At 63.1% G+C, this 23,606-nt stretch carries 22 protein-coding genes; 9 read left to right on the top strand and 13 right to left on the bottom strand.

Annotated features, from left to right (window positions below):
• Positions 1 to 2 precede the first annotated feature (2 nt).
• Positions 3 to 1,427 carry a S41 family peptidase gene (locus QPW08_RS12975; protein ID WP_284126232.1) on the bottom strand — a complete coding sequence of 475 codons (1,425 nt, stop codon included), beginning with the start codon at positions 1,425 to 1,427 and terminating at the stop codon, positions 3 to 5.
• 203 nt (positions 1,428 to 1,630) lie between these two features.
• Between QPW08_RS12975 and QPW08_RS12970 the strand changes: the two genes are divergently transcribed.
• Both QPW08_RS12970 and QPW08_RS12965 read left to right on the top strand, forming a co-directional pair.
• Complete coding sequence (locus QPW08_RS12970; RefSeq protein ID WP_284126231.1) at positions 1,631 to 2,215, top strand: YbhB/YbcL family Raf kinase inhibitor-like protein; 585 nt, start codon at positions 1,631 to 1,633, stop codon at positions 2,213 to 2,215.
• A 30-nt stretch (positions 2,216 to 2,245) separates the two neighbouring features.
• Positions 2,246 to 2,488 carry an SWIB/MDM2 domain-containing protein gene (locus QPW08_RS12965; protein ID WP_284126230.1) on the top strand — a complete coding sequence of 81 codons (243 nt, stop codon included), beginning with the start codon at positions 2,246 to 2,248 and terminating at the stop codon, positions 2,486 to 2,488.
• Here the strand turns inward: QPW08_RS12965 and QPW08_RS12960 are convergent.
• A complete protein-coding gene (locus QPW08_RS12960; protein ID WP_284126229.1) occupies positions 2,485 to 2,895 on the bottom strand; it encodes a DoxX family protein in 411 nt (136 codons plus the stop codon). The genes QPW08_RS12965 and QPW08_RS12960 overlap by 4 nt on opposite strands.
• A complete protein-coding gene (locus QPW08_RS12955) occupies positions 2,892 to 3,329 on the bottom strand; it encodes a cupin domain-containing protein (protein WP_284126228.1) in 438 nt (145 codons plus the stop codon). The genes QPW08_RS12960 and QPW08_RS12955 overlap by 4 nt, the downstream gene beginning before the upstream one ends.
• 66 nt (positions 3,330 to 3,395) lie before the next feature.
• Here QPW08_RS12955 and QPW08_RS12950 point away from each other — a divergent pair, with 66 nt between their 5' ends.
• Complete coding sequence (locus QPW08_RS12950) at positions 3,396 to 4,658, top strand: dipeptidase (RefSeq protein WP_284126227.1); 1,263 nt, start codon at positions 3,396 to 3,398, stop codon at positions 4,656 to 4,658.
• Positions 4,659 to 4,661: 3 nt separating this feature from the next.
• Here QPW08_RS12950 and QPW08_RS12945 read toward each other — a convergent pair whose 3' ends face one another.
• Both QPW08_RS12945 and dapD read right to left on the bottom strand, forming a co-directional pair.
• The gene (locus QPW08_RS12945) at positions 4,662 to 4,820 is read right to left on the bottom strand and encodes a hypothetical protein (protein WP_284126226.1); all 159 of its coding nucleotides are present in this window, start codon (positions 4,818 to 4,820) and stop codon (positions 4,662 to 4,664) included.
• Between the two features lie 62 nt (positions 4,821 to 4,882).
• The gene (gene dapD, locus QPW08_RS12940) at positions 4,883 to 5,701 is read right to left on the bottom strand and encodes a 2,3,4,5-tetrahydropyridine-2,6-dicarboxylate N-succinyltransferase (RefSeq protein ID WP_284126225.1); all 819 of its coding nucleotides are present in this window, start codon (positions 5,699 to 5,701) and stop codon (positions 4,883 to 4,885) included.
• Between the two features lie 157 nt (positions 5,702 to 5,858).
• On the opposite strand from dapD, the gene QPW08_RS12935 reads away from it, so the two are divergent.
• Entirely contained in the window at positions 5,859 to 8,189 is a 2,331-nt protein-coding gene (locus QPW08_RS12935) for a S8 family peptidase (protein WP_284126224.1), read from the top strand.
• A 229-nt stretch (positions 8,190 to 8,418) separates the two neighbouring features.
• On the opposite strand, the gene QPW08_RS12930 is transcribed toward QPW08_RS12935, so the two are convergent.
• The 5 genes from QPW08_RS12930 to QPW08_RS12910 all read right to left on the bottom strand — a co-directional run bounded on the left by QPW08_RS12930 (position 8,419) and on the right by QPW08_RS12910 (position 14,505).
• Positions 8,419 to 9,498, bottom strand: coding sequence for a phosphotransferase family protein (locus QPW08_RS12930; RefSeq protein WP_284126223.1), 1,080 nt, complete (start codon positions 9,496 to 9,498; stop codon positions 8,419 to 8,421).
• 90 nt (positions 9,499 to 9,588) lie between these two features.
• Positions 9,589 to 10,677, bottom strand: coding sequence for a Zn-dependent alcohol dehydrogenase (locus QPW08_RS12925; protein WP_284126222.1), 1,089 nt, complete (start codon positions 10,675 to 10,677; stop codon positions 9,589 to 9,591).
• Positions 10,678 to 10,784: 107 nt separating this feature from the next.
• Entirely contained in the window at positions 10,785 to 12,122 is a 1,338-nt protein-coding gene (locus tag QPW08_RS12920) for an acyl-CoA dehydrogenase family protein (RefSeq protein ID WP_284126221.1), read from the bottom strand.
• Between the two features lie 92 nt (positions 12,123 to 12,214).
• Complete coding sequence (locus tag QPW08_RS12915; RefSeq protein ID WP_284126220.1) at positions 12,215 to 13,651, bottom strand: MFS transporter; 1,437 nt, start codon at positions 13,649 to 13,651, stop codon at positions 12,215 to 12,217.
• Positions 13,648 to 14,505: an SDR family NAD(P)-dependent oxidoreductase gene (locus QPW08_RS12910; protein WP_284126354.1), complete on the bottom strand. Its 858-nt coding sequence runs from the start codon at positions 14,503 to 14,505 to the stop codon at positions 13,648 to 13,650. The genes QPW08_RS12915 and QPW08_RS12910 overlap by 4 nt, the downstream gene beginning before the upstream one ends.
• 196 nt (positions 14,506 to 14,701) lie before the next feature.
• Between QPW08_RS12910 and QPW08_RS12905 the strand changes: the two genes are divergently transcribed.
• The 3 genes from QPW08_RS12905 to QPW08_RS12895 are packed head-to-tail and all read left to right on the top strand — an operon-like array spanning position 14,702 to position 17,847.
• Entirely contained in the window at positions 14,702 to 15,880 is a 1,179-nt protein-coding gene (locus tag QPW08_RS12905) for an acyl-CoA dehydrogenase family protein (RefSeq protein ID WP_284126219.1), read from the top strand.
• 3 nt (positions 15,881 to 15,883) lie between these two features.
• On the top strand, positions 15,884 to 17,023 hold the full coding sequence (locus QPW08_RS12900; RefSeq protein WP_284126218.1) for an acyl-CoA dehydrogenase family protein: 1,140 nt from the start codon (positions 15,884 to 15,886) through the stop codon (positions 17,021 to 17,023).
• Between the two features lie 17 nt (positions 17,024 to 17,040).
• A complete protein-coding gene (locus tag QPW08_RS12895) occupies positions 17,041 to 17,847 on the top strand; it encodes an SDR family NAD(P)-dependent oxidoreductase (protein ID WP_284126353.1) in 807 nt (268 codons plus the stop codon).
• 78 nt (positions 17,848 to 17,925) lie between these two features.
• On the opposite strand, the gene QPW08_RS12890 is transcribed toward QPW08_RS12895, so the two are convergent.
• The 3 genes from QPW08_RS12890 to QPW08_RS12880 form a co-directional block, all read right to left on the bottom strand.
• Positions 17,926 to 18,984 carry a fatty acid desaturase gene (locus tag QPW08_RS12890; RefSeq protein ID WP_284126217.1) on the bottom strand — a complete coding sequence of 353 codons (1,059 nt, stop codon included), beginning with the start codon at positions 18,982 to 18,984 and terminating at the stop codon, positions 17,926 to 17,928.
• A 137-nt stretch (positions 18,985 to 19,121) separates the two neighbouring features.
• Positions 19,122 to 19,649: a group I truncated hemoglobin gene (locus tag QPW08_RS12885; protein WP_284126216.1), complete on the bottom strand. Its 528-nt coding sequence runs from the start codon at positions 19,647 to 19,649 to the stop codon at positions 19,122 to 19,124.
• A 35-nt stretch (positions 19,650 to 19,684) separates the two neighbouring features.
• Positions 19,685 to 20,593: a DUF3034 family protein gene (locus QPW08_RS12880; protein WP_284126215.1), complete on the bottom strand. Its 909-nt coding sequence runs from the start codon at positions 20,591 to 20,593 to the stop codon at positions 19,685 to 19,687.
• 99 nt (positions 20,594 to 20,692) lie between these two features.
• Between QPW08_RS12880 and QPW08_RS12875 the strand changes: the two genes are divergently transcribed.
• Positions 20,693 to 21,304, top strand: coding sequence for a cupredoxin domain-containing protein (locus QPW08_RS12875; RefSeq protein ID WP_284126214.1), 612 nt, complete (start codon positions 20,693 to 20,695; stop codon positions 21,302 to 21,304).
• Positions 21,301 to 23,601: a putative bifunctional diguanylate cyclase/phosphodiesterase gene (locus QPW08_RS12870; RefSeq protein ID WP_284126213.1), complete on the top strand. Its 2,301-nt coding sequence runs from the start codon at positions 21,301 to 21,303 to the stop codon at positions 23,599 to 23,601. The genes QPW08_RS12875 and QPW08_RS12870 overlap by 4 nt, the downstream gene beginning before the upstream one ends.
• Positions 23,602 to 23,606: the final 5 nt, after the last annotated feature.

Raw genomic sequence — 23,606 nt, 5'->3', positions numbered from 1 at the left:
GCTCAGAACAGGCCTGGAATACGGAACTGGGCCGCAGTCGGGCGCCGCGGTCTCATCAATTCCCTTTCCGGGGCGACGCGCTGGGCCGTTTGGCCTTTCGGACTCTCTGCGGAAATCGGTGTGCAGGCGCGACCGGCAAGGAAATCAAGCGCCTTGGCGATGGAATCCTCATTGGCTTCGCCGAGCTGGGTGAAAATGTCATCGCTGGCTCGACACGTTTGTGGAAACACGCTGGCGAGGCCGGTATAGTATTCGCCCTGGCCGTCGCTGTTCTCGGTCTGGAACGCGACCACGCGCAAGCGATCGTCACACGCGTCGAGATCGCGGGCGATCTGGCCGACCGGCTTGCCGAAGGTGTCGGCTCCGATCAGCGCGGTGTTGTTACCGAGGTAGGGTATGAAGCTGTTAGCGACGAGTTCGCTGGCCGACGCGGTGCCCCCGCGCCCGATAAAGGCGATCTTGGTTGCGCCAATAGCCTGCGGCTGCGTCTCGAACAGCTCGGTATCGTTATTGGCGGAAAGCGACGCACGGAACGTGGTGCGACTGAACACCTGCCCAACCTTGTCGCCGCCCAGCAAGTCACCCAGCAATTCGGCAACCGACACCAGCCCGCCGCCATTATAGCGCAAGTCGAGGATGATCTCGGTGATGCCCTGGTCCTTGAACTGCTGGATCGCGGTGCGCAGCTGCGGTCCGGCAGAATCGACAATGAATGTCCGCAGGTTGATATATCCAACCTGCTTGCCGCCATCATTGAGGATCTTCACGCCATAACGATCCGAGATGGGGTCGAGCGAATAATCGGCCTTGGTCACAGAGACATCGCGGTCGAGGCCGTTGGTGTCACGAATGGTGAAAGACCGGGTGACCCCGGGATCGCTGGGGCCGAGCGCGTCGATCACTGCCTGTGGTCCGCCGGATGCCATCAGGTTGGCGACACTCTGGCCCTCGATCGTGATAAGCTCGACGCCCCGGTCGAACCCTTGCGGGAAAGCCGGTGCATTTTCGAAGGCTTCGATCACGAACACGCGATTGTTGGTGGTGTCATAGGCCAGGCGAATACCGAAGCCTGCGCTCGATCCGGAACTGATCAGGGCATTCTCTTCCGTGATCGACGTGATGTAAGTGAAGAAGCGATCGCGCGACTGGTCGCGCGCAGGCTTCACCAGCGCGTCGATATAGTCCTGTACATTGGTGTAGTTCGCCTTGTTCACGTTGGTCGCGACCAGGTTGGGGAACAGGTAGAACTCGTCGATCTGGGAAAACACCCAATCCTGCCTGGCTGAAAGCGAGCATTGCGCATTGCCGGTGCCACCACCGCCGGTCCCGCCGCCCGTGTTTCCACCACCGTTGCCACCGCCTCCGCCACCACAGGCAGACAGCGCAACCGCCAGGATCATGGACAAGCTCGTGCGACCAAACGACATAAATTTCTGCTCCCTCAGGCTGTGCGACCGTAGCCTCCCCGGACCGGGAGAAGCAGGAATAGTGCTGAACCCCGGCTGAGCAAGGGGCAATTTGGCCCGAAATCGGGGGCAAATCAGGCGCTAGCTGGGGAAAACTCGCCGCCTGCTCCCTCGCCAAGCCCCGCCTTAGGGCCTAGCACCAAGAGCCAAGGAGAGAGAATTTCATGGCCGATTGGCTAAAATCCGTATTGCCTGCTGATTGCCCGCCCCATTCCGGGCTGATGTTGGGCCGTGCGGGTTCGGACAAGGCGATGGACCGGGGCGGCCTGAAACTGAGCAGTCCGGCCTTCGGGCCGGGGGGCGAACTCGATCCCTGCTTTACCGCAGATGAAGAAGATGCCGTCGCGCCGCCACTCGAATGGACTGCGCCGCCACCCGGGACGCAGGAACTTGCGATTGTGGTCGAAGATGCCACTACCGATGACCCGGCATGTCACTGGCTGGTGTGGGGCCTGCCAGGCCAGAAGGGCAAGCTGCTCGAGGGCGAAGTTCCGCCACGAGTAGGCAAGAACAGCCTTGGCAATTCCGAATGGATGCTGCCCGCCTTGCCGAAGGATGGCCCGGCTCACACTTTTGTATTCCAGCTGTTTGCGCTGGACCTTCCGCTGACTCTGATGCCCGGGGCCACGCGCGAACAACTGCTTGGGGAAATGGACGGCCACGTCATCGCCGCCTCTGTCCTCACTGCCACCTACCAGCCTTCCGACGAGGAAGACTGGGACGAAGATGACGACGATTTCGAACTTTGATTTCGCATAGCCTAAGGAAAGGAAAATACCATGGCTAACGCACTGCAAAAGCCGGTGAATCTCACCCCGGCACTCGAAGCCGTTACCGGCAAGGGTCCGATGACCCGCGCTCAGGTGACGTCGAAGGTCTGGGAATACATCAAGGCCAACGGCCTCCAGGACAGCAAGGACAAGCGCCAGATCAATCCCGATGCCAAGCTCGGCGCGGTGATCGGCAATGCGCAGATCTCCATGTTCAAGATGACTGCTGCGGTTTCCAAGCACCTCAGCTAAGTCGACTTCGTGCGGCGGGCGAAAGGCCAATCGAGCACTTCGCCCGCCCACAAGGCCAGCCACACGATGATCGGCTGGGCCACCATGCGGGGGATATGATAGACAAGCCCCGCGCCGCTATCTTTGCGCGCCAGATCCATTGCAAAGTGGTTGATGTTGGCCGGAAAGACGCAGACGGCATAGAGCGCCAGCCCAATGGCTGCGTAGCGCTTCAGGGGCGCTGAAAAGGGCTGCGCCAGGCCCACGGCACCGGCGATCTCCGCAATTCCTGTCCACCAGATGACCGCTGCGGGCCATGGCACCCATTCGGGTGTGATGGTGAGAAACGGTTCGGGGTTAGCGAGGTGGAAATAACCTGCGGCAGCGTAGAACACTGCCAGCAACCAACGAAATGCCGCGCGGATCATTCGCCCGGCTCCCATCCCGGTGGGGCAAGCTCGAAGCCATCGAACTCGAATGCTGGAGCGACCACGCAGGAAACCAGCACATAGCCATGCTCGCCTTCGGATGGGCGGGCTGCCTGCCACCAATGCGGCGGGATGACGAATTGTACCGACTGTCCGGCCAGAACATCGCCACCGAGATGTATCGTATCAGGCGGACCGAGATCGGTCTCGCTGACGGAGAGCAGCAGCGGATCGCCTGCATGCCAGAGCCAGATCTCTGCTGCATCGATCCTGTGCCAATGCGAGCTTTGCCCGGCCTCGAGCAGGAAGTGGATCGCGGTCGATGCTGATCGTTCGCCTTCTGCCGCCGGAGCGCGCCAGGTTTCCGCATACCATCCGCCCTCGGGATGCGGCTGCATTGCGAGCGTGTCGATCAGGTCCAGCGCTGTCGTCATATGCCTCTTGCCAGTTGCCTTGCTCCAGCTAGGCTGCGGCAACGGGTCTTGTCACGGAGTAATCCCATGAAGTCGATCGCCATTGCCGTTCTGCTCGCTACCGCTACCGCTGCCGCTCCGCTGGCCGCTCAGACGCCTGAGGAGATTGCCGCCGCAGCGCTCGAAGCAGCGCCCGTATGGGACGGTCACAACGACGTGCCGATCCAGCTGCGCGGGCGGTTCGGCAATGTCATCGCCGACTTCGATTTCGAGGATACGACCGACACCGGCAATCCGGATGGATCGCGGGTCATGCACACCGATCTCGCGCGCTTGCGGCAGGGCAAGGTCGGGGCACAGTTCTGGTCGGTCTATGTCAGCGCCTCGCTTGACGAACCCGAGGCAGTCCAGGCAACCATCGAGCAGATCGACGTGACCAAGCGCCTGATTGCGCGCTATCCCGACGACCTGGTTCTGGCGCTCGACGCCGATGATGTCGAACGGGCCTTGGCGGCGGGCAAGATCGCTTCACTCATGGGCATGGAAGGTGGCCATTCGATTGGTGAGAGCCTCGCCGTGCTGCGGCAGATGTATGCCATGGGTGCGCGTTATATGACGCTGACGCATTCGAAGACCTTGAGTTGGGCCGATAGCGCTACCGACGAGCCCAGGAACGGCGGGCTGACGGCGTTCGGCAAGGACCTGGTGCGCGAGATGAACCGGATCGGCATGCTGGTCGACCTTAGCCATGTCAGCGAGAAGGTGATGCATGATGCGCTCGACGTGGCGCGCGCGCCGGTCATCTTCAGTCATTCCGGTGCGCGGGCGATCAATGGTCATGCCCGCAATGTGCCGGACAGCGTGCTGGCGCGGCTGAAGGACAATGGCGGAATCGTGATGGTGGTTGGCCTGCCGGGATTCCTCAACGAAGGGGCGCGGCAATGGAATGCCAATCGTGCGGCTGAAGAGGCCCGGCTCAAGGCGCTGTGGCAAGGGCAGCCCGATGAGGTCGCCAGCCGGCTGAAGGCCTGGGACGAGGCCAATCCGCTGCCGCAATCGGTCGTGTCCGACTGGGCCGACCACATCGACCATGTTCGCAAGATCGCCGGTATTGATGCCATCGGTATCGGCGGCGATTATGACGGGATGCCCTCAGGCCCGGTCGGGGCGGAAGACGTGTCGGGCTACCCCGCGTTATTTACCGAGTTGGCAAGGCGCGGTTACAGCCAGCAGGAGCTGGAAAAGATCGCTTCGCGCAACATGCTGCGCGTGCTGCGAGAAGCTGAAGCGGCCAGCGATGCAATGCGGGATGTTCCACCGTACGAATATCCCGCCGGCGAGGAACGCTAGCACCTAGTTCGTCAGCGCAGGGATGATCCACACTGCCGACATGGCGATAATCGCCAGCAGCAGGCTGATGCCGAGAACCCAGCGCATCGCGCCGGTCTTCACCGCGCCGGTCGCTTCGTCGTCTTCGATGTGGATTGTGCCGTCGGGATCCTGAGTGGACATGCTACCCTCCATTACTGCGTCGAGTGGTTCACCTCTCAACGCCGGCGGAAGATACCCGTTCCTCAGTCGCGGAGCAATTCATTGATGCCGGTCTTCTCGCGGGTCTGCGCATCGACGGTTTTGACGATTACTGCGCAGGCGAGGCCCGGACCGCCCTCCTTGCCCGGCATCGAGCCCGGCACCACCACTGAATAAGGCGGGATGTGCCCGCGGATCACTTCGCCCGTCTCGCGATAGACGATCTTGGTCGACTGGGTAATGAAGACACCCATCGCCACCACGCAGCCTTCACCGACGATCACGCCTTCGACAATTTCCGAACGCGCCCCGATGAAGCAATTGTCGCCAATGATGGTCGGATTGGCCTGCAACGGCTCCAGCACGCCGCCGATCCCGGCACCTGCGGAGATGTGGCAGTTTGTGCCGACCTGCGCGCAGCTGCCGACGCTGGCCCAGGTGTCGATCATGGTACCATCGCCGACATAGGCACCGATGTTGACGAAGCTCGGCATCAGCACCACGCCCTTGCCGATATGGCTGCCGCGGCGGGCGATGGCCCCCGGCACGACACGGAAACCGGCTTCGCGGAAGCGGGCATCGTCCCAGCCTTCGAACTTGCTCGGCACCTTGTCGAAGGCCGGCGCACCGACTGCGCCTTCCACCACGACATTGTCGCGCAGGCGGAAGGAAAGGAGCACCGCTTTCTTGAGCCACTGGTGGACTTCCCACTTGCCGTCGCCATTGAGCGACGCGACCCGCGCGCTACCATTGTCGAGCATGGCGATCGCAGCTTCGACGGCCTCCACCACATCCTTGCTATCCGGAGTCACATCGGCCCGGTTATCCCAGGCCTGCTCGATAATGGCTTGCAGATCGCTCATTGTTTGCTTCCGTCGTCCAGTCATTGCTTGGCGCTGGCTGCTAGCGGGCAGGCCGTGGGAGGGCAAGCGGCATTGGAAGGTGAAGGATTTGGTCTGGCAGTAGTTTCCATCTGTGCAATAACGGGCGCAGGGCGATCCAGACGGGGAAGGGCAGTTCATGGCTTCATCGACGAGCGGGCGAGTACTGGCGTTGCACACGCTTGGGCTCGGTATCTGCCTCGCGCTGGCGGCCTGTGGCGGCGGCACCGGTGGTGGCGCGGTCAGCACGCCGGGGCCGACCCCGACACCAACCCCCACACCAACGCCCACGCCGACCACCAACTTCGACACCGAGGAGTATCGCCGCTCGGATGGACCGGAATTTCATGGTGCCATCATCGCCTGGGAAGACGGCTTCACCGGCGAAGGCCAGGTCATCGCGGTCATCGATACCGGCATCGATACCGACAGTCCTGAATTCGACGGGCGAATCCATCCGCAGTCCGGCGACCTCGCCGGCAATGCCGATATCGAAGCGGTGGACGACCATGGTACTAACGTCGCCATGGTGGCTGCCGCTGCGCGCGATGATACCGGCATCATGGGGATCGCTTTCGATGCCAGCCTGTTGGTGTTGCGCGCCGACCGCCCCGGCAGCTGCACCCCGGCAAACGACGGCGCGCTCACCGGTTGCCTGTTCTTCGACCGGGACATCGCCATCGGGATCGACCGGGCCGTGGCCAATGGCGCGGCGGTAATCAACATCAGCCTCGGCGGGAACTCTGCCTCGCAGGCCCTGCTCGATGCGGTCGCCAATGCTGCAGCGGCGGGGGTTGTGATCGTCGTGGCCGCCGGAAACGATGCGGCAAGCGATCCCGGCGGGCTGGCTCGTGCGGTCCTGCAGGCGGGTGGCAGCAACGTCATTATCGTGGGTTCGGTCGACCCCAACGGCGACTTTTCCAGCTTCAGCAACCGGGCCGGGAGCGACGCCGCCTCGTTCCTTTCTGCCCGGGGCGAGCTGATCTGCTGCACCTATCGCGACGGGGTGCTCGACGTGCAGACCGATGCCAATGGCAATCAGTTCGTGACGCTGTTTTCCGGCACCAGCTTTTCTGCTCCGCAAGTGGCAGGGGCCGTCGCGTTGCTGGCGCAGGCTTTCCCCAACCTGACCGGAGCGGAGATCGTCGAGATCCTGCTCGATACCGCGCGCGAAGCGGGTGCTACCGGGACCGATGCGATCTTCGGTCGAGGCATCCTCGATATTGGCGAAGCCTTCGCACCGCAGGGCACCACCACCATTCCCGGCAGCAAGGGCGGGCTGTCGATGCGCGACGATACCGGCACCGGCTCGGCCGCGATGGGCGATGCGCTGGGCAAGGGATCGGTCCGCTCGGTCCTGCTCGACAAGTATGATCGCGCCTATAGCTATGACATCGCCAGCCGTCTGCGCGGGGCGGCGGTTGCGCCGCGGCTGGAAGCTGCCGTGCAGCAAGGCGTGCGTGGCCTGTCGGTCGGCAATGGCCAGCTTTCAATGGCGTTTACAGTGGAGGATGCCGGGCTGGGCACGAAGGCAGCACTACTGACGCTGGGCGGGCAGGAGGCCGAGCAGGCGCGCGTCCTCGCCGGGCAAATGGCCGCGCGGCTCGCGCCAGACTTGCAGCTCGGCATGGCCTTTTCGCAAAGCGCGAGCGGGATTGCCGCGCATCTGCAGGGGCGGCGGCAGCCGGCCTTCATGGTCGCCGCCGATGTCTCCGGCGATACCGGGTTCCTGCGCGCCGATACGGCTTCGCTGGCCTTGCGCCACCGGATTGGCGAAATGGCGCTGACGCTGACGGTATCGAGCGGCGACGCCTTGCTCGGCGCACAGCGGCACGGGGTCGACCTGCTGTCACGCGAGCGGGAACGCTATGGCATCGCCACGCTCGGCCTTGCTGCCGACCGGCGGTTCGGGCCGGTGCAGGCGACGCTTGGGATCGACTGGCTGCAGGAAGAGCGCACGATCCTCGGCGGATATTTCCACGATGCTTTCGGGGCCAGCGGAGCCGACAGCCTGTTTCTCGAGACTTCGCTCGGCGTCGACCTTGCACCCGGCTGGTGGGCCGGGGTCAATGCCCGAGGGGGCTACACACGGGCACGGCTGGGCGGGATGGTGGCGCAGGGATCGACCCTGGCCAGCAGCGCGTGGTCAGCCGATCTCGTGCGGCAGGGCCTGTTCCAGCCGGGCGACACGCTGGGTTTCAGACTCTCGCAACCCTTGAGGGTCGAGCGCGGCGGGCTCAATCTGAACCTGCCGGTCAGCTATGACTATGCCACCGAGACCGCTGGCTTCGGCATGCGCCGCATAACCCTTGCGCCGGAGGGGCGCGAGATCATGGGTGAGCTGGCCTGGCGCGGCTATGCGTGGGGTGGCGACCTCTCCGCCAGCGCTTTCTATCGCCGCGATCCGGGGCACTATGCCGATATGCCGAGTGACCGTGGTGTGGTGGTGCGCTGGCTGCGTGAATTCTGACCTGCCAGCTTGACACTTGCTTGACGAAGTTGACACTGTGTCAACTTCAGAGATCATTTCAAGTATCTGAAAAACATAAGAAAATGGGATCGCTTGACAGGTCAGGCTAGGGGTAGCCCCCCGGCCCCCTTTAGGGTGCACGCGCGACGGGAGGAGGGGCGGCCTGACGATCATGCCGCCAGCGATGGCATAAAGCCGCCCGTGTAGGACAGCGCAAATTCCGCCGCCGTCAGCCCTTCTCCGGCATCCCTGCCGCCAATGCGAAGTCATAGGCGCGCTCGATCAGCGGGGTCACGCGCTCGCTCATCGACTTGGCATGGGCGGATGAGGCGGTGCCGTCGATCACGCGCTTCTTGATCCCCTGCATGATCCCCGCGAGGCGGAACAAATTATAGCCGAAATACCAGTCCATCGGCGGCACCGGATAGCCCGTGCGCGCAACATAGCGGTCGACCGCCTCCTGCATGGTCGGGATGCCGAGCTCCTCGAGGTCGAGGCTGGCAAGGCCCGCGCGCCCGTCGCTCTCGTTCTTCCAGTTTAGCATCAGATAGCTGAAGTCCGCGATCGGATCGCCCAGCGTCGACAGCTCCCAGTCGAGCACTGCGATAACGCGGTTCTCGGTCTTGTGGAATATCATATTGTCGAGCCGGTAGTCGCCATGGACGACCGAGCTTTCATGCTGCGGCGGGATCGTCTCGGGCAGCCACTCAATCAACCGTTCCATCTTGGGCTGGTGCTCGGTTTCGGAGAGTTTGTACTGCTTGGTCCAGCGGCTGATCTGGCGCGCGCAGTAATCATCGGGCTTGCCGAAGTCGCCGAGGCCGATCTCGCCGGGCTTCTGCAGGTGCAGGTCGGCCATGGTGTCGATCATCGAATAATAGATTTCGCGGCGGTCTTCCTTCGCCACGCCGGGCAGCGCGCCGTTCCACAGGGACCGCCCATCTGCCATGCTCATGACGAAGAACTTGGAGCCGATAACGTCAGGGTCCTCGCACAGGCCATAGGTGCGCGGGACCGGGAAGCCTGTGGGATAGAGCCCCGTCATCGCCTTGTATTCGCGGTCCACCGCATGCGCGCTGGGCAGCAGCTTGCCGAAGGGCTGGCGGCGCAGCACGTAGGAAGCACCGGGGGTGTCGATCCGGTAGGTCGGGTTCGACTGGCCTCCCTTGAACTTGGAATAGCTCAACGGGCCTGCATAACCATCGACATTGGCTTCGAACCACGCGGTGAGGTTATCGAGGTTGAGCTGGTCGGCTTCGGGCACTTCGATGGTGCCGACCATTTCCTTGTCGAAATCGATGCTTTCCATACCTGCTCCCCAGCGAAGGCTGGGGCCTCCCTCAAATTGTCGCCGCGCCTGCGGCATGAGGTTCCTGCCTGCGCAGGAACTCACCGATAACTAGTCGAACACCACCACGCTGCGCGCCGAATGACCCTCGCGCATCTTGTCGAAGCCCTTGTTGATGTCTTCCAGCGGGATACGCTCGGCGATGATGGTGTCGAGATCGAGCAGGCCGCGCATGTAGAAATCGACGAGGCGAGGCAGGTCGACCGGGAAGTGGTTGTAGCCCATGATTGCGCCTTGCAGCCGCTTGCCTGAAAGCAGGTCCATGGCGCTGAGGCCGACCTTGCAGTCCAGCGGCATCATGCCGAGGATGATCGCAGTGCCGCCGCGCCGCAACGCAGCAACGGCAAGATCTGCAGAGGCCTGGCGACCCACAGCTTCGATGCCGTAGTGAACACCGCCACCCGAAATCTCGATGATCTGCTGGGCAGCGTCGCCGGCCAGCGCATCGACGGTGTGGGTGGCACCCAACACCTTGGCCAGCTCGCGCTTCTCGGGGAGCGGATCGGCGGCGATGACCTTGCCCGCGCCGGCAATCCGCGCGGCGTTAATGGCAGCGAGGCCGACCCCGCCGCAGCCGACCACCAGCACGGTTTCGCCCGGCGTGACCTTGGCGGCGTTGAAGATTGTCCCGGCCCCGGTGGTGACCGCACAGCCGATCACCGCGGCGCGGTCGAGCGGCATGTCCTTGTCGATGGCGACGCAGGCATGCTCGTGGATCAGCATCTGCTCGGAGAAGGCCGAGAGGTTGAGCATCTGGTTGACCGGCGAACCGTCGGCGCGGACGAGGCGCGGGGTGGCATCCGGGGCGCGGCGAGTGTCGGCCCCCATGCACAGCGCCATGCGCCCGGTCACGCAGAACTCGCAATGGCCGCAGAAGGCACTGAGGCAGGAGACGACATGGTCGCCCGGCTTCACTGTCTTCACTTCGCTCCCCACTGCGCGCACCACGCCGGCCGCTTCGTGCCCGGGAATGGCGGGCAGGGGATGTGGATAGGCACCATCGATAAAGTGCAGGTCCGAATGACAAAGCCCGCAAGCCTTGGTGTCGATCAGCACTTCATGCGGGGCGGGATCGGCGACTTCGATGTCGCCGATGACGAGACCTTCGCCGGGTTTCTCAAGGATAGCTGCTTTGGCCATTCTGTTCCTCTCATCAGTGTGAGTCCCAGCGCAGGCTGGGACCTCGTGCAGCTTGGTGCATGGTCGATGGTGAGCCTCAGCCTTCGCTGGGGGTCACCATCTGTGATTTACCGCGTCGCGCCCATGTCGCCGGAGCTCAGGCTGTCATTGCCGGTGACCGGAGCCTTGCCATCGCGCAGAGCGTTGGCGGTCGGGCCAGCCTCGGGCAGGTGCTTGGCGAATTCCATCCGCGCGATCGAGCGGGCGTGGACTTCGTCAGGGCCGTCAGCCAGACGCAGCGTGCGCTGGTGGGCATAGGCGCTGGCGAGGCCATAGTCCTCGGACACGCCGCCGCCGCCATGGGCCTGGATCGCATCGTCGATGATCCGCAGCGCCATGTTGGGGGCCTGCACCTTGATCATGGCGATTTCCTGCTTGGCCGACTTGTTGCCGACCTTGTCCATCATGTCGGCAGCCTTGAGGCAGAGCAGGCGGGTCATGTCGATGTCGATCCGGGCGCGGGCAACGCGCTCTTCCCACACCGAATGCTTGTATATCGGCTTGCCGAACGCCTCGCGTTCCTGCAGCCGCTTGCACATCTTGTGCAGCGCTTCTTCGGCCACGCCGATTGTGCGCATGCAGTGGTGGATGCGGCCCGGGCCCAGGCGCCCCTGCGCGATCTCGAACCCGCGACCTTCGCCCAGCAGCATGTTGGTGACGGGGACGCGTACGTCCTTCATCTCGACTTCCATGTGGCCATGCGGGGCATCGTCATAGCCGAACACCGGCAGATGGCGGATGATGTTGACGCCGGGGGTATCCTCCAGCGGCATCAGCAGCATCGACTGCGCGGCATGGCGACCGGCGCTGAAATCGGTCTTGCCCATGACGATGGCGACCTTGCAACGCGGATCGCCGAGGCCGGAGGACCACCACTTGCGGCCATTGATGACATATTCGTCGCCATCGCGGTCGATGCGGGTTTCGATATTGGTGGCGTCCGACGAAGCGGTGAACGGCTCGGTCATGAGGAAGGCGGAGCGGATCTCGCCGTTCATGATCGGGGTCAGCCACTTGTCCTTTTGCTCACGCGTACCGTAGCGGTGGAACACTTCCATGTTGCCGGTGTCGGGGGCAGAGCAGTTGAAGACTTCGGAAGCAAAGCCGATGCGGCCCATTTCCTCGGCGCAGAGCGCATATTCGAGGTTGGTCAGGCCCGGGCCTTCGAACTCATAGGTCTCGTCGACATGGTGGTGCCCGTCGTTGCGCGGCGGCATGAAAAGGTTCCAGATGCCTTCGGCCTTGGCCTTGGCCTTGAGTTCCTCGACCACCGGGATGACCTTCCAGCGATCCCCTTCGGCATCCTGCGCCTTGTAAGTCGGCACCGCTGGGCGGATATGATCCTCGATAAAGTTGCGGACGCGATCGCGCCAATAGACCTGGCGTTCAGTGGGTTCGAAATCCATGGGGTTGCCTCTCTCTTTCTTCGTCTCTCGATTCTGTTGGCGCGACCGTGGCAGAGCATAGCGGGCGCGCCAAGGGTAGAATTTCTTGCCTGCTAGGGCGTTATCGCATGCGCATCGGGATCGCCCCTTGCGGCATCGTTCAATATCTCCAGCCGGGCCTCGTGATCGTGGCGGTCGATAGGGAAACGGGCCAGCCAATAGGCCGTGATGACCGCCAGAACCGCAATCCCGGCAGCATACCACAGCACCAGCTCGTCCAGCACTTGCTTGGGCACCGTCCCCGGCGCAGCATCGGTCGAGAGCTGCGACAACGCGATGATCTGTCCGGTCAGGAAAATGCCTGCACCCGTCGCGCATTTCTGCACCAGCCAGTTGCCGGAATAGAATGCGCCCTCGGCCCGCTTGCCGCCGCGTTGCTGGTAGAGTTCGACAATCTCCGCGATCATGGAAGAGGCGGAGATCATCACTACGATCCCCAGCGTGTTGGCAAACAGCAGGAAGGCATAGACCAGCAGAGTGGATGCCGTCGTCCCGGCGTCCGGCCATACCCCTGCGACGAACAGCAGGTAGGGGGTGGCCGTGAAGACCAGCGCGCCGTAGGCGCTGTAGGCGGCGCTGCGCGGCTTGCCGAACCGGCGGTGCATAGGCCCCACTATGAAGAACATGGCGACGACGGACAGGAACAGGATCGCCGGATAGGCGCGCAGGGCGATGCCTTCGAACTGCCACACGAACAGGTTCATGTAATTCGTCATCGAAAAGGTCATGCCCTGGCTGATGTATGCGGCGAGCCCGCCTGCCGCGAAAATGAGGAAGGCCTTCTCTGAGAACGCATCGAAAATTTCGGAAAACGCGCCCTTGAAAGTAAACGGTTCGGGCTTGTGCTCGGGCAAATGCGCAACAAGGCGATGCTGCCCCAGCGCTGACCCCATCACCGATACTGTCATCAGAACCGCGCCAAACAGGCCGAACCAGAAGTATCCTTCGGCCTGCAAGAGGCCCTCCTGCCCCGGCATGAACACCGTATAGGCGAGCGCCATCATCAGGATTCCGCCGCACCAGCCCGACAAGTAGCGATAGCGGAACAGCGTGGTGCGCTCGTCATAATCGGCGGTAATCTCTGGCAGCAGGCTGACAGAAGGAACCTCACAAGCGGAAAGCAGGATGCGCACGCCGACCGCTACCCACAACAGGTCCCAGAACGAAGGCGGGCTGGCACCATGCGGGGTCCATAGAACCACCCACAGGAACGCAAGCGGGATGGGGGCGGCATAGAGCCAAGGCAGCCGCCTGCCCCAACGAGTATAGGTCCGGTCCGACAGGTTGCCGATCAGCGGATCGATGACGGCATCGACCAGCAGCGCTACCAGCAGCGCGGCGCTGGCGAGCCGCGCATCCATGCCCAGCACCTGATTGTAGAACAGCAGCAGGAAGAAGCTGAACCCGGTATCCTTCACGCCAAAAGCCACCGCTCCGAAGCCGTGCACGATTTTCAGGCGCATGGGCAGCGGGCCGGAGAGAAGGCTCATTCGCCGGCAGCCTGCTTGGCGGCTTCCTCCATCTGGATCAGTGCTTCGAATGCGCCAGGGGCTTCAGGGTCCCAGCTCTCGCGCGGGCCGATTGTAATGCCGCCATCGACGATCAGCGAAGTGCCGGTGACGAATCCGGCGGCTTCGCTGGCGAGATAGGCGCAGGCCTCGGCAATGTCGCGCGGCTGGCCACCGCGCTGGACCGGCTGGGCGTTGGAGCTCATCTGCGCGATCACACCTTTCGCCATCTCCTTCGCCTCGTCGGGGATTTCCAGCGAGGACGTGAAGATGTTGGTGTTGATGAAGCCGGGCTGGATTGCGTTCACACGGATGCCGAACTGGGCAAGGTCTGCCGCCGCCATCTTGGTCAGGTGCAGCACGCCCGCCTTGGCGACGGCATAGGCGGTGGGGGAGTAACCCGGACCGACAGCAGCGACGCTCGATACGTTGACGATGCTCGCGCCCTTGCGGTCCTGCATATGCGGGACGGCATAGCGGATGCCGAAAGCGACCGAGCGCAGCAGCAAGTCCATCGTCCGATCCCAGTCGGCAGGCTCGATCTCGAATATTTTCTCGCGCGCGCCGCCGGCCCCGGCATTGTTGAACACCACGTCGATGCCGCCGGTTTCCTCGGCGGCCCGGTCCATCAGCGCCTTGATTTGCTCGGTCGAGCAGACATCGCAATGCTGGTACCGCACATCGCCCTTGATCTCGGCTTCGAGCAATTTTCCAGCTTCGTCGTTGATGTCGGCGGCAAACACCGTCGCGCCCTCGCTGGCGAACAAGCGGGTGCTTTCCAGGCCAATGCCCGATGCCGCGCCTGTGATGACTACGGTCTTGCCGGAGAATCGCATCTCCATCTCTCCCTTGCCTTTTGGCCCATTTCATTTTGCAACCAGCTTAGGCCGATGAGAGTATTCGTCAACGCGGTATGATGGCTCTCATGGCCTGACGCTACGGCAAGGCGGAGCGGACAAACGGTGCTTGCAGCATGGGTACGAATCCCCTTACCGTAAGCGTCAAGTTCGAGACGATGAGAGGAGTCGGAACATGTCCGATCTTGAGACTTTCCGCAGCGAAACCCGCGCCTGGCTGGAGGCGAACTGCCCCGCCGAAATGCGCGAGCCGGTGCGCGACGAAGACGATATCTACTGGGGTGGACGCAACGCCACCTTCAAGAGCGACGCGCAGAAGGCGTGGTTCGAAGCCTGCGTGGAGAAGGGCTACACCGTTCCCGCATGGCCCAAGGAATATGGTGGCGCGGGCCTGAGCCCGGCAGAGGCCAAGGTCCTGCGCGAGGAAATGGCGGCGATCAATGCGCGTCCGCCGCTCTCCAGCTTCGGCATCTGGATGCTCGGCCCGGCGCTGCTCCACTTCGGCACCGAAGGCCAGAAGCAGCGCTTCCTCAACGAAATCGCCCGCGGTGAAATCCGCTGGTGCCAGGGCTATTCGGAGCCAGGTTCTGGTTCGGACCTTGTTTCCCTGCAGACCTTCGGCGAAGACAAGGGCGACCACTGGGTGGTCAACGGCCAGAAGATCTGGACCTCCTATGCCGACAAGGCCGACTGGATTTTCTGCCTCGTCCGCACAGACAAGGCCAACAAGTACCAGGGCATTACCTTTATGCTCTACGACATGGCCAGCACCGGCGTGTCGACCAAGCCGATCCTGCTGATCAGCGGCAACAGCCCGTTCTGCGAAACCTTCTTCGACGATGTGACAGTGCCAAAGAGCTATGGCGAAGACATTCCCGGCTACGTCGGCGAGATCAACCGCGGGTGGGATGTTGCCAAGTACCTGCTCGGGCATGAGCGCGAGATGATTTCCGCTACCGGCGGTGGTGATCGCGCCACGTCGCTGGGCGCGGCGATGAGCCGCCACACGACGCTCGACCCGGTGCTGCGCGCCGAGATCGCGATGTTCGATGTCGACGCGCTGGCCTTCACCGCGATGAGCGAGAAGTTCCTCGACGAAATCAAGGTCGGCAAGGCGCACCCCGCGCAGCCGAACATGATGAAATACGCCGGGACCGAGCTCAACAAGACCCGCAACGAGCTGATCATGAGCGCTGGCGGCAGCCGCGCACTGGAGTGGGACAGCGACGAGACCGAGGGCGGCAAGCCTGCGCGCAACTGGCTGCGCACCAAGGCCAACTCGATCGAAGGCGGAACGAGCGAAGTCATGCTCAACGTCATTTCCAAACGCATCCTCGAACTGCCGGGAGCCTGATCCATGCCACTGTATCACGACGACGATCAGGCGATGCTGGCCGAGACCGCCAGCCAGTTCATGGCCGAGGAAGGTAGCATCGCGAAGCAGCTGCGCCACTGGCGTGACCGCGATTGCAAGGACGGCTTCGGTCACGGGCTGTGGGAACAGTTCGGCGAAATGGGCTTCACCGGCATCCTCGTCGGCGAGGACGATGGCGGCATGGGCATGGGCCATGTCGAAGCCGGGATCGTGCTGGAGGAGATCGGGCGTAACCTCACGCCGTCGCCTTTCCTCACCTCCTCGGTTCTCGCCGCCACCGCGCTCAAGCATAGCAGCGACGATATGCGCGGCCGCTATTTGCCTGGCCTGGTCGAAGGCAAGAGCGTGTTCGCGGTCGCCATCGACGAAGGCCCCAAGCATCGGCCCGAAAGCATTCAGTGCCGGGCCGAACGTTCAGGTAACGGTTTCAAACTCAGCGGCCAGAAGGACTTCGTGGTCTACGGCGGCAGCGCCGACATGCTGGTGGTTGCCGCGCGCACCTCAGGCTCGGACAGCGACGAAGATGGCATCACCCTGTTCGCCGTGCCCAAGGACGCTGCCAACATGAGCCACGCTGCGGTGCGGCTGGTCGACAGCTCGATGGCAACGCATACGAAGTTCGACGGGGTCGAGCTCGACGGCGATGCCGTGATCGGTGAAGTCGACAATGGCCGCGCCGTGCTCAATGCCATGCTCGATGCTGGCCGTGTTGGCAGCGCCAGCGAAGGCGTTGGTGTCGCGCGCGGGGCGATGGACATGACTGTCGACTACATCAAGCAGCGCAAGCAGTTCGGCAAGGTCATCGGCGAGTTCCAGGCGCTGCAGCACCGCGCCGCGCATCTTTATTCCGAAGTCGAGATTGCCCGTGCCGCCACCATCAAGGCCCAGCAGCTGCTCGATGCCGGCAGCGAGCAGGCCTCGCTGATGGCGTCGGTTGCCAAGGCCAAGGTTGCCACCACCGCCGGGCTTGCCGTTCGCGAAGGCGTGCAGATGCACGGCGGGATCGGCATGACCGACGAATACGACATCGGGCTCTACATGAAGCGCGACCGCGCGCTGCAGGAGTTCCTCGGTGACGCTTATTACCACGCCAACCGCGTGGCCGAGCTCAGCGGATACTGAGCGGGAGAGAAATTATGATGAACCTACAGGACCTGTTCGGTCTGCAAGGCCGCGTCGCGCTGGTAACGGGTGGTTCGCGCGGCATCGGCAAGATGATCGTCGAGGGCTTGCTCGAAGCCGGCTGCGAACGTGTCTACATCGTTGCCCGCAAGAAGGAACAGGTTGACGAGACAGCCGCCGAACTGGGTGACAAGGTCATTGGCCTGACTGGAGACTTGAGCCAGGTCGAAGGCATCCAGCAGCTGGCTGACGAGATCGCCAGCCGTGAGGACAAGCTCGACCTGCTGGTCAACAATGCCGGTGCGGCCTGGGGCGAGCCCTTTGCCGAGTTCACTGAGGCAGGCTGGGACCGGACGATGGACCTCAACGTGAAGACGCCGTTCTTCCTGACCCAGAAGCTCTACCCGCTGCTCAAGGCGGCAGCGACGCCCGAGCGTCCGGCCAAGGTGCTGATGATCGCCAGTATCGATGGCATGAAATCGAACCCGTGGCCGACCTACCCTTACCAGGCGTCCAAGGCCGGTCTCATCCACCTGACCCGCCGGATGGCGGCCGAGCTGGTGCGCGACAATATCGTCGTCAACGGCATCGGCCCGGGCGCTTTCCCCAGCGCCATGAACCGCGCCGCGCGCGACAATCCGGAAGCATCGGCTCGCGGTATTCCATCCGGCCGTGTTGGCGTGACCGAAGATATGGCGGCAGGTGCGATTTACCTGCTCAGCCGTGCCGGTGACTATGTTGTTGGCACCACGCTGGCGATCGACGGAGGTGTAGTGAACGCCAATGTCGGGGCAGGGAACTTCGTCGATCCGTCGGGCAGGTAGTTCCAAGGGGGCTGCAAGAACAAGAAAGGCCGCAGGAGCAATCCGGCGGCCTTTTTCGTTTGCTCATGATTGTAGCTGCTAGGCAGCCAGCCGCTTCGCCTCGCGGAAAGTCACCAGCTTGCGTTGTTGTTCGTCCCACAGCGCGAGCGCCAAGGGCTTGAAGGTCTGGCGCATTGTGAAGCGGTTGAGCTCGGCCAGGCGCGGGTGCGCCCGCAGCGCTTCCGGCAAGCGGTAGAACGGGATTCGGCTGGCCAGGTGGTGGATGTGGTGGATCCCGATATTGCCGGTGAACCAACGGAGCGGTGCCGGCAGGTCGAGGTAACTGCTGCCCGCGAGGGCTGCTTCATGGAATTCCCAATCCTCGCGCTGGTCCCAATGCGCGTCTTCGAACTGGTGCTGGATGTAGAACAACCAAACTCCCATGCTGGCAGCTGTCAGCAACACCGGGAAAAACACTGCCGACACGGCACCGATACCGAAGGCCCAGATGAGCCCGCCGAGGATCGTGGCGATCACGGCATTGGTCGCCATGGCGCTGATCCAGTATTCCTTGCCCGCGGTCATGAGCCCGATCGGCAGGCGGTGGCGGAGCAGGAACAGGTAGGCCGGGCCCAGGCCCAGCAGCACCACCGGATGCCGGTAGGTGCGATAAAATATCCGCTGCCAGCGGCTGCCTTCCAGATACTCGCGCACTGTCAGCGTATCGACATCGCCAAACCCGCGGGCATCGAGATTTCCGGTGGCGGCGTGGTGCAGCGCGTGGCTGCGGCGCCAGCAATCATATGGCGTCAGCGTGAGCACGCCGAGTGCGCGCCCCAGCCAGTCGTTGATCCCGCGGCGGCGCATGAACGCACCGTGGCCGCAATCGTGCTGGATAATGAACAGCCGCAGCAAGAGCAGCCCGGCGATAGGTGCCAGAAGTAGCGCGATCCAATAGCCTGCATCTATGGCGAACAAGATTGTACCGAACACGGCAATGAAGGGCACAAGCGTGATCGCCAGCTCGATCCAGCTGCGCGCTGTACGGGGTTCGTAGAACGGCTTCAGCTCGCGCGCGAGCCGGCGTGGATCGAAGCTTTCCGGCGTGACCTCACTCGTAGCGTGACCTGTTTCCGGCAATGTATCTGGCGACCTCACGGCTTATCCTCTCTCGCGTGCCTTATGGATGGCCATAGCAGCCGAAGCGATAAAGTCATCTTGCTTGAGGTGGTTTATCAAGTCCTGATGCAACCGACGGATCGAACCCGTTGGTCGATGACGGGACCACAGGCAAGCTAGCGCGTGACAACGTCCTTCGACATCGGGGCCAGCTTGGCAAGGAAGCGGTTCTGGGCGGCGAAGGGTATGCCTTCTTCGCGCATGGCCTGCTGCAGGTTCTCGACCAGCGCATTGAGGTCGCGCTTTTCCACGCCCATGCCGTCATGCGCCTTCGCCATGTCGCGGCCGGTGTAGTCGCATCCGGCGTTGAGGATGTAGCAGAACTGTTCGAACAGGGTTCGCTTCAACCGCACCATGTCATGCGCGACGAAGATTTCCGCGATGCGCGGGTCTTCGCGGGAGAGGTCAACCGTGCGTTCGGCAATGCGGCGGATGCCATCCTGCCCGCCGAACAGCTCCGCCATCTTCGTGCCGGAGAACTGCCTGGCCCCGGCATTGGCATTGCTCTGTTCGTAAGGATCGACAGGGAGTTCGCCGGTCTCCGGGTCGCGGACTTCTTCCTCGACCCCGAATTCCTTGTCCCAGTCGATGTCTGGCGGCGGGGTTTCCTGCATGGCAAGCAAAGCGAGGGGGAGGAGGAACATGGAGCTGGATCCTGGTGTCGTGGCCGGACGCGCGATCAGAATGCGATCTGGGCGGAAAGGAAGCCGCCGCGCTGGTTGTCGAAAGTAGCGATGGAGCCGAGGTCGGCATAGGCCGCCGTCAGCGTGATGTTGTCGCTCACGGCATAGGCGGCGAAGACATCCATCCAGTCGTCCTCGCCGAGCCCGAGATTGTCTGGCTTGCTGCGAAACTCTGCTCCGATCACGGCCCGGCGCGAGAGCTGGTAGGCGATCGAGCCTTCGAACTGCAACTCGCGGTCGTCGTCAGTGACATTGCCGAAGCCGAGCAGGCCGCCCTGGTTCCCGGATGTGTAGCGAAGTGTCGCCGAGGCAAGGACGCTGTGCGACAGGAACAGCTTGGATGCGCTGACGAAGACATCGGTGCCATTGGCGCTGTCCGCCCCGACCGCCTGCACGATCGCCGCATCGCGGCTGCGCTTATGCTGGACACCGACACTGATCTGCGGGACCAGCGGATCGCCATACACGAGGTCGCCCGCGAGACGGACCTTGGCCCCGAATACGTCCTGATTGAATGTGAAGCCCTGACCGAGACCGAGCGCCGCACCCACATCGCGGGTGTCGAAATTCTGCCTGGCGTAGGAGAGCTCGACCCGGTTGCCGATGCCGAGGGCGATGCCGTGGCTCTGCCAACCGTAGTCGGGCAACTCGATCAACGTCACATGGCCGGTCAGCCCGATCCCGCTGTTGGTTTCGAGCCCGCCGATCGTGGCCCAGGTGGCGATGCCGCCTCCGCTGGCACCTTCCACAGAGCTGACGGCATTGGTCAGCAGCAGTTTCCCGCCTTCAAATACGGTCTTCTCACTCTCCACTGGAGAGCTGACATCGCTGTCCTGCGCGAAGGCAGCCACCGGGCCGAACGCAAGGCCGATGGTCATGATGGCAAGGGCTGGAACTCGCTTCATTCTCAGCGACATAGGATCGCATGGTTAAGGCCGCGCTAATTCCACCCATTCGCCTTGTCTGAGGGGTTCATTAAGGTTTCTCTCCTAATTGCCACGGTCGTGAGACTGCTCGCGATCTTCCTGGCATGCCTAGGCCTCGCTGTTCCTGCCGCGCACCTGCTTGCGGCCGGCAATGGTTCTGCGCGTGTACAGGTCGTCGACGAGCGTGGCTTGCCGATCCGCGATGCCGTCGTGGAAATCACCCCGGCAGGGGGCGCAAGGTCTCCCTCAGGCTTTCCCTGGCGCGCCGCGATGGCGCAGAAGAACCTGCAGTTCACGCCCGGCACGCTGATCGTGGCCAAGGGTTCGACCGTAGCGTTTCCCAATCTCGACCGGGTTCGTCACAGCATCTACAGCTTCTCCAAGATCGCTCGCTTCGAGATCGATCTTTATGGCCGCGACCAGACCCGGGCCCAGCGTTTCGACGTCGCCGGTTCGGCCGCGCTTGGCTGCAATATCCATGACAACATGCGCGGTTATGTCCGGGTGGTGGACACGCCCTATGCGGCCAAGACCAATGGCAATGGTATCGCCAACATCTCCGCAGTGCCCGGCGGCAGTGCTACCGTCACAATCTGGCATCCGCGCCTAAGGGCACCGGGCAATGAAGTGCGCTACACCGTTTCGCTCGATGGCGGCCTGTCGCGCAAGTACAAGGTGAAATTGCGGTGACGGCCATCGGTCGCATCGACATGCTGCGCTTCGGCTCGCTGAAGCTGCGCATGGCAGCGCTCTACGCAGCGCTGTTTGCCGTCGTGCTCGCTACGATCATGGTTATTGTCGGGCAGGGCATTGGTCGTTTCGCAGAGAATGCCACGACGCGCGACCTGGCCGCCAATGCGCGGGTGTTCGATGAGATACTCGACCTGCGCGCGCGCCAGATGCGCAGCTCGACCGACGTCCTTTCGCGCGATTTCGGCTTTCGTGAAGCGGTAGCTACCAACGACCGTCCGACCATTTCCAGCGCTCTGGATAGCCTGCGCGAGCGTTCGGGCAGCAGCGCCGCTTTCGTTGTTGGCTACGATGCCTCGCTTACCGGTTCTACCGGCGATGCCATGCCTAACCCGATGGGCCTGTGGAGCGCCCTCGACGAAGGCCGGAAGTACGGCGTCATCATGCAGGGAGACCAGCTCGCGCTGGCCGCTGCATCGCCGATCGAAGTGCCCGACCTGGTTGGCTGGCTGGTCGTGACGCAGCCGCTCGACGAGGCAGCACTGGCACGCCTGGTGGAGCTTGCTGCGATCGATCTCGACGCTTCGGTCCTGCGCCGCGCCAGCCTGCCGGCGACCATCGCTGACGCGCCCCTTGGCGCAGTGTTCGAACGGGCCGAGGGCGAGCGCATGCTCTATCGCGTGTCGGAACTGCCATCGCTGCAGGAAGACCTCAGCCCGCAACTGGTGCTGAAGCATTCGCTGACCCGCGCACTGGCCGAATACTCCGGCATACGCTGGCTGCTGGCAGCGCTGGCCGTCGCCGGATTGCTGCTGGTGGTAGCGCTCAGCTGGCGTGTCGCCAAAACCATGACTGCGCCGCTGCGCAAGCTCGACGAAGCAACCCGGCTCGTCAGCGCCGGCGAGCGGGTCGAAGTCACTGTCGACACCGACGACGAGATCGGCCGCCTGGCCGGAAGCTTCAACGCCATGATCGAAGCGATCGACGAGCGCGAGAAGGAAATCGTCCATGTCGGCCTGCATGACGGGCTGACCAACCTGCCCAATCGCAAGCTGTTCGTTGAGCAACTGACGCTGTCCATGGCGCGGCGCAAGGGCGAGGGGCAGGTCATGGTGGTCTATGCCGACCTCGACGATTTCAAGGTCGTCAACGACACCTTAGGCCATCCGGCGGGCGACGCCTTGCTGAAGAACGTGGCCGACTTCCTGCGCGAAGACCTGGCGGATGCGACCATCGCCCGGCTGGGCGGTGACGAGTTTGCGATATTGATCGACGGGATCGCCCCGGATGACGATCTCAACACGATCGCTCGCACGGTCCAGTCCTGCTTCATGCGCGATATCGAAATCGAAGGGCAGAAGGCGGACTGCTCGGCCAGCCTCGGCATCGCGATCGCGCCTGCCGATGGCGCGGACGGCGTCACGCTGATGAAGCATGCCGACCTGGCGCTGTACCGGGCGAAGCATGAAGGCAAGTCCTGCTATCACTTCTTCGAGCCTTCGCTCGACGAGCAGGCTCGCCTGCGCCGGCAGATGGAACTCGACCTCCGCAAGGCCATCAGCGAAGGCGAATTCGAACTCTACTTCCAGCCGCTCTACAGCCTGACCGAAGAACGGCTCAAAGGTTTCGAAGCGCTGATCCGCTGGAATCATCCGGTCAAGGGCTTGGTCTCTCCTGTGGACTTCATTCCGCTGGCCGAGGAGACCGGGCTGATCCTGCCGATCGGGGAATGGGTCATCCGCGAGGCTTGCCATCAGGCCAGCCAGTGGGACGAAGACCTCGCGGTGGCGGTCAACATCTCGCCCAAGCAATTCAGCTCGCCTGAACTGGTGTCGAAGATCCTCAATGCCATTGCCTCGTCGGGCATCGCGCCCAACCGGCTCGAGCTGGAGATCACGGAGAGCATCTTCATCGCCCAAGTCGAGAAGACCATGGCGATCCTGCACCAGCTGCGCAATCTGGGCGTGCGTATCGCGCTCGACGATTTCGGCACGGGCTATTCCTCGCTCAGCTACTTGCGCTCTTTCCCGTTCGACAAGGTCAAGATCGACCGCAGCTTCGTCACCGACCTTGCCAGCGGCGAAAACGGGCACGCAATCATCCGGGCGATCACTACGCTGGCAGAGGCGCTGGGAATGGAAACGCTGGCTGAAGGCGTGGAAGACGAGCAGCAGCTGGAAATCCTGCGCCGCGAAGGATGCCGGAGCATCCAGGGCTTCCTGTTGAGCCGGCCGATGTCGGCCGAGCAATTGCGAGTGTGGACAGAGGCCGGCAACGCCACGGCCATGACTGCTTAGCCCAC

The organism is Parerythrobacter aestuarii (genome assembly GCF_030140925.1).
Taxonomy (GTDB): Bacteria; Pseudomonadota; Alphaproteobacteria; order Sphingomonadales; family Sphingomonadaceae; genus Parerythrobacter; species Parerythrobacter aestuarii.
The sequence above is the reverse complement of the archived record's forward strand: the minus strand, read 5'-3'. Positions and strand labels throughout refer to the sequence as shown.

What these genes read in the sequence shown, in the direction of transcription:
- QPW08_RS12975 (WP_284126232.1), bottom strand. Translation starts at nt 1,427, where the DNA reads ATGTCGTTTGGTCGCACGAGCTTGTCCATGATCCTGGCGGTTGCGCTG.
- QPW08_RS12970 (WP_284126231.1), top strand. Translation starts at nt 1,631, where the DNA reads ATGGCCGATTGGCTAAAATCCGTATTGCCTGCTGATTGCCCGCCCCAT.
- QPW08_RS12965 (WP_284126230.1), top strand. Translation starts at nt 2,246, where the DNA reads ATGGCTAACGCACTGCAAAAGCCGGTGAATCTCACCCCGGCACTCGAA.
- QPW08_RS12960 (WP_284126229.1), bottom strand. Translation starts at nt 2,895, where the DNA reads ATGATCCGCGCGGCATTTCGTTGGTTGCTGGCAGTGTTCTACGCTGCC.
- QPW08_RS12955 (WP_284126228.1), bottom strand. Translation starts at nt 3,329, where the DNA reads ATGACGACAGCGCTGGACCTGATCGACACGCTCGCAATGCAGCCGCAT.
- QPW08_RS12950 (WP_284126227.1), top strand. Translation starts at nt 3,396, where the DNA reads ATGAAGTCGATCGCCATTGCCGTTCTGCTCGCTACCGCTACCGCTGCC.
- QPW08_RS12945 (WP_284126226.1), bottom strand. Translation starts at nt 4,820, where the DNA reads ATGTCCACTCAGGATCCCGACGGCACAATCCACATCGAAGACGACGAA.
- dapD (WP_284126225.1), bottom strand. Translation starts at nt 5,701, where the DNA reads ATGAGCGATCTGCAAGCCATTATCGAGCAGGCCTGGGATAACCGGGCC.
- QPW08_RS12935 (WP_284126224.1), top strand. Translation starts at nt 5,859, where the DNA reads ATGGCTTCATCGACGAGCGGGCGAGTACTGGCGTTGCACACGCTTGGG.
- QPW08_RS12930 (WP_284126223.1), bottom strand. Translation starts at nt 9,498, where the DNA reads ATGGAAAGCATCGATTTCGACAAGGAAATGGTCGGCACCATCGAAGTG.
- QPW08_RS12925 (WP_284126222.1), bottom strand. Translation starts at nt 10,677, where the DNA reads ATGGCCAAAGCAGCTATCCTTGAGAAACCCGGCGAAGGTCTCGTCATC.
- QPW08_RS12920 (WP_284126221.1), bottom strand. Translation starts at nt 12,122, where the DNA reads ATGGATTTCGAACCCACTGAACGCCAGGTCTATTGGCGCGATCGCGTC.
- QPW08_RS12915 (WP_284126220.1), bottom strand. Translation starts at nt 13,651, where the DNA reads ATGAGCCTTCTCTCCGGCCCGCTGCCCATGCGCCTGAAAATCGTGCAC.
- QPW08_RS12910 (WP_284126354.1), bottom strand. Translation starts at nt 14,505, where the DNA reads ATGCGATTCTCCGGCAAGACCGTAGTCATCACAGGCGCGGCATCGGGC.
- QPW08_RS12905 (WP_284126219.1), top strand. Translation starts at nt 14,702, where the DNA reads ATGTCCGATCTTGAGACTTTCCGCAGCGAAACCCGCGCCTGGCTGGAG.
- QPW08_RS12900 (WP_284126218.1), top strand. Translation starts at nt 15,884, where the DNA reads ATGCCACTGTATCACGACGACGATCAGGCGATGCTGGCCGAGACCGCC.
- QPW08_RS12895 (WP_284126353.1), top strand. Translation starts at nt 17,041, where the DNA reads ATGAACCTACAGGACCTGTTCGGTCTGCAAGGCCGCGTCGCGCTGGTA.
- QPW08_RS12885 (WP_284126216.1), bottom strand. Translation starts at nt 19,649, where the DNA reads ATGTTCCTCCTCCCCCTCGCTTTGCTTGCCATGCAGGAAACCCCGCCG.
- QPW08_RS12880 (WP_284126215.1), bottom strand. Translation starts at nt 20,593, where the DNA reads ATGAAGCGAGTTCCAGCCCTTGCCATCATGACCATCGGCCTTGCGTTC.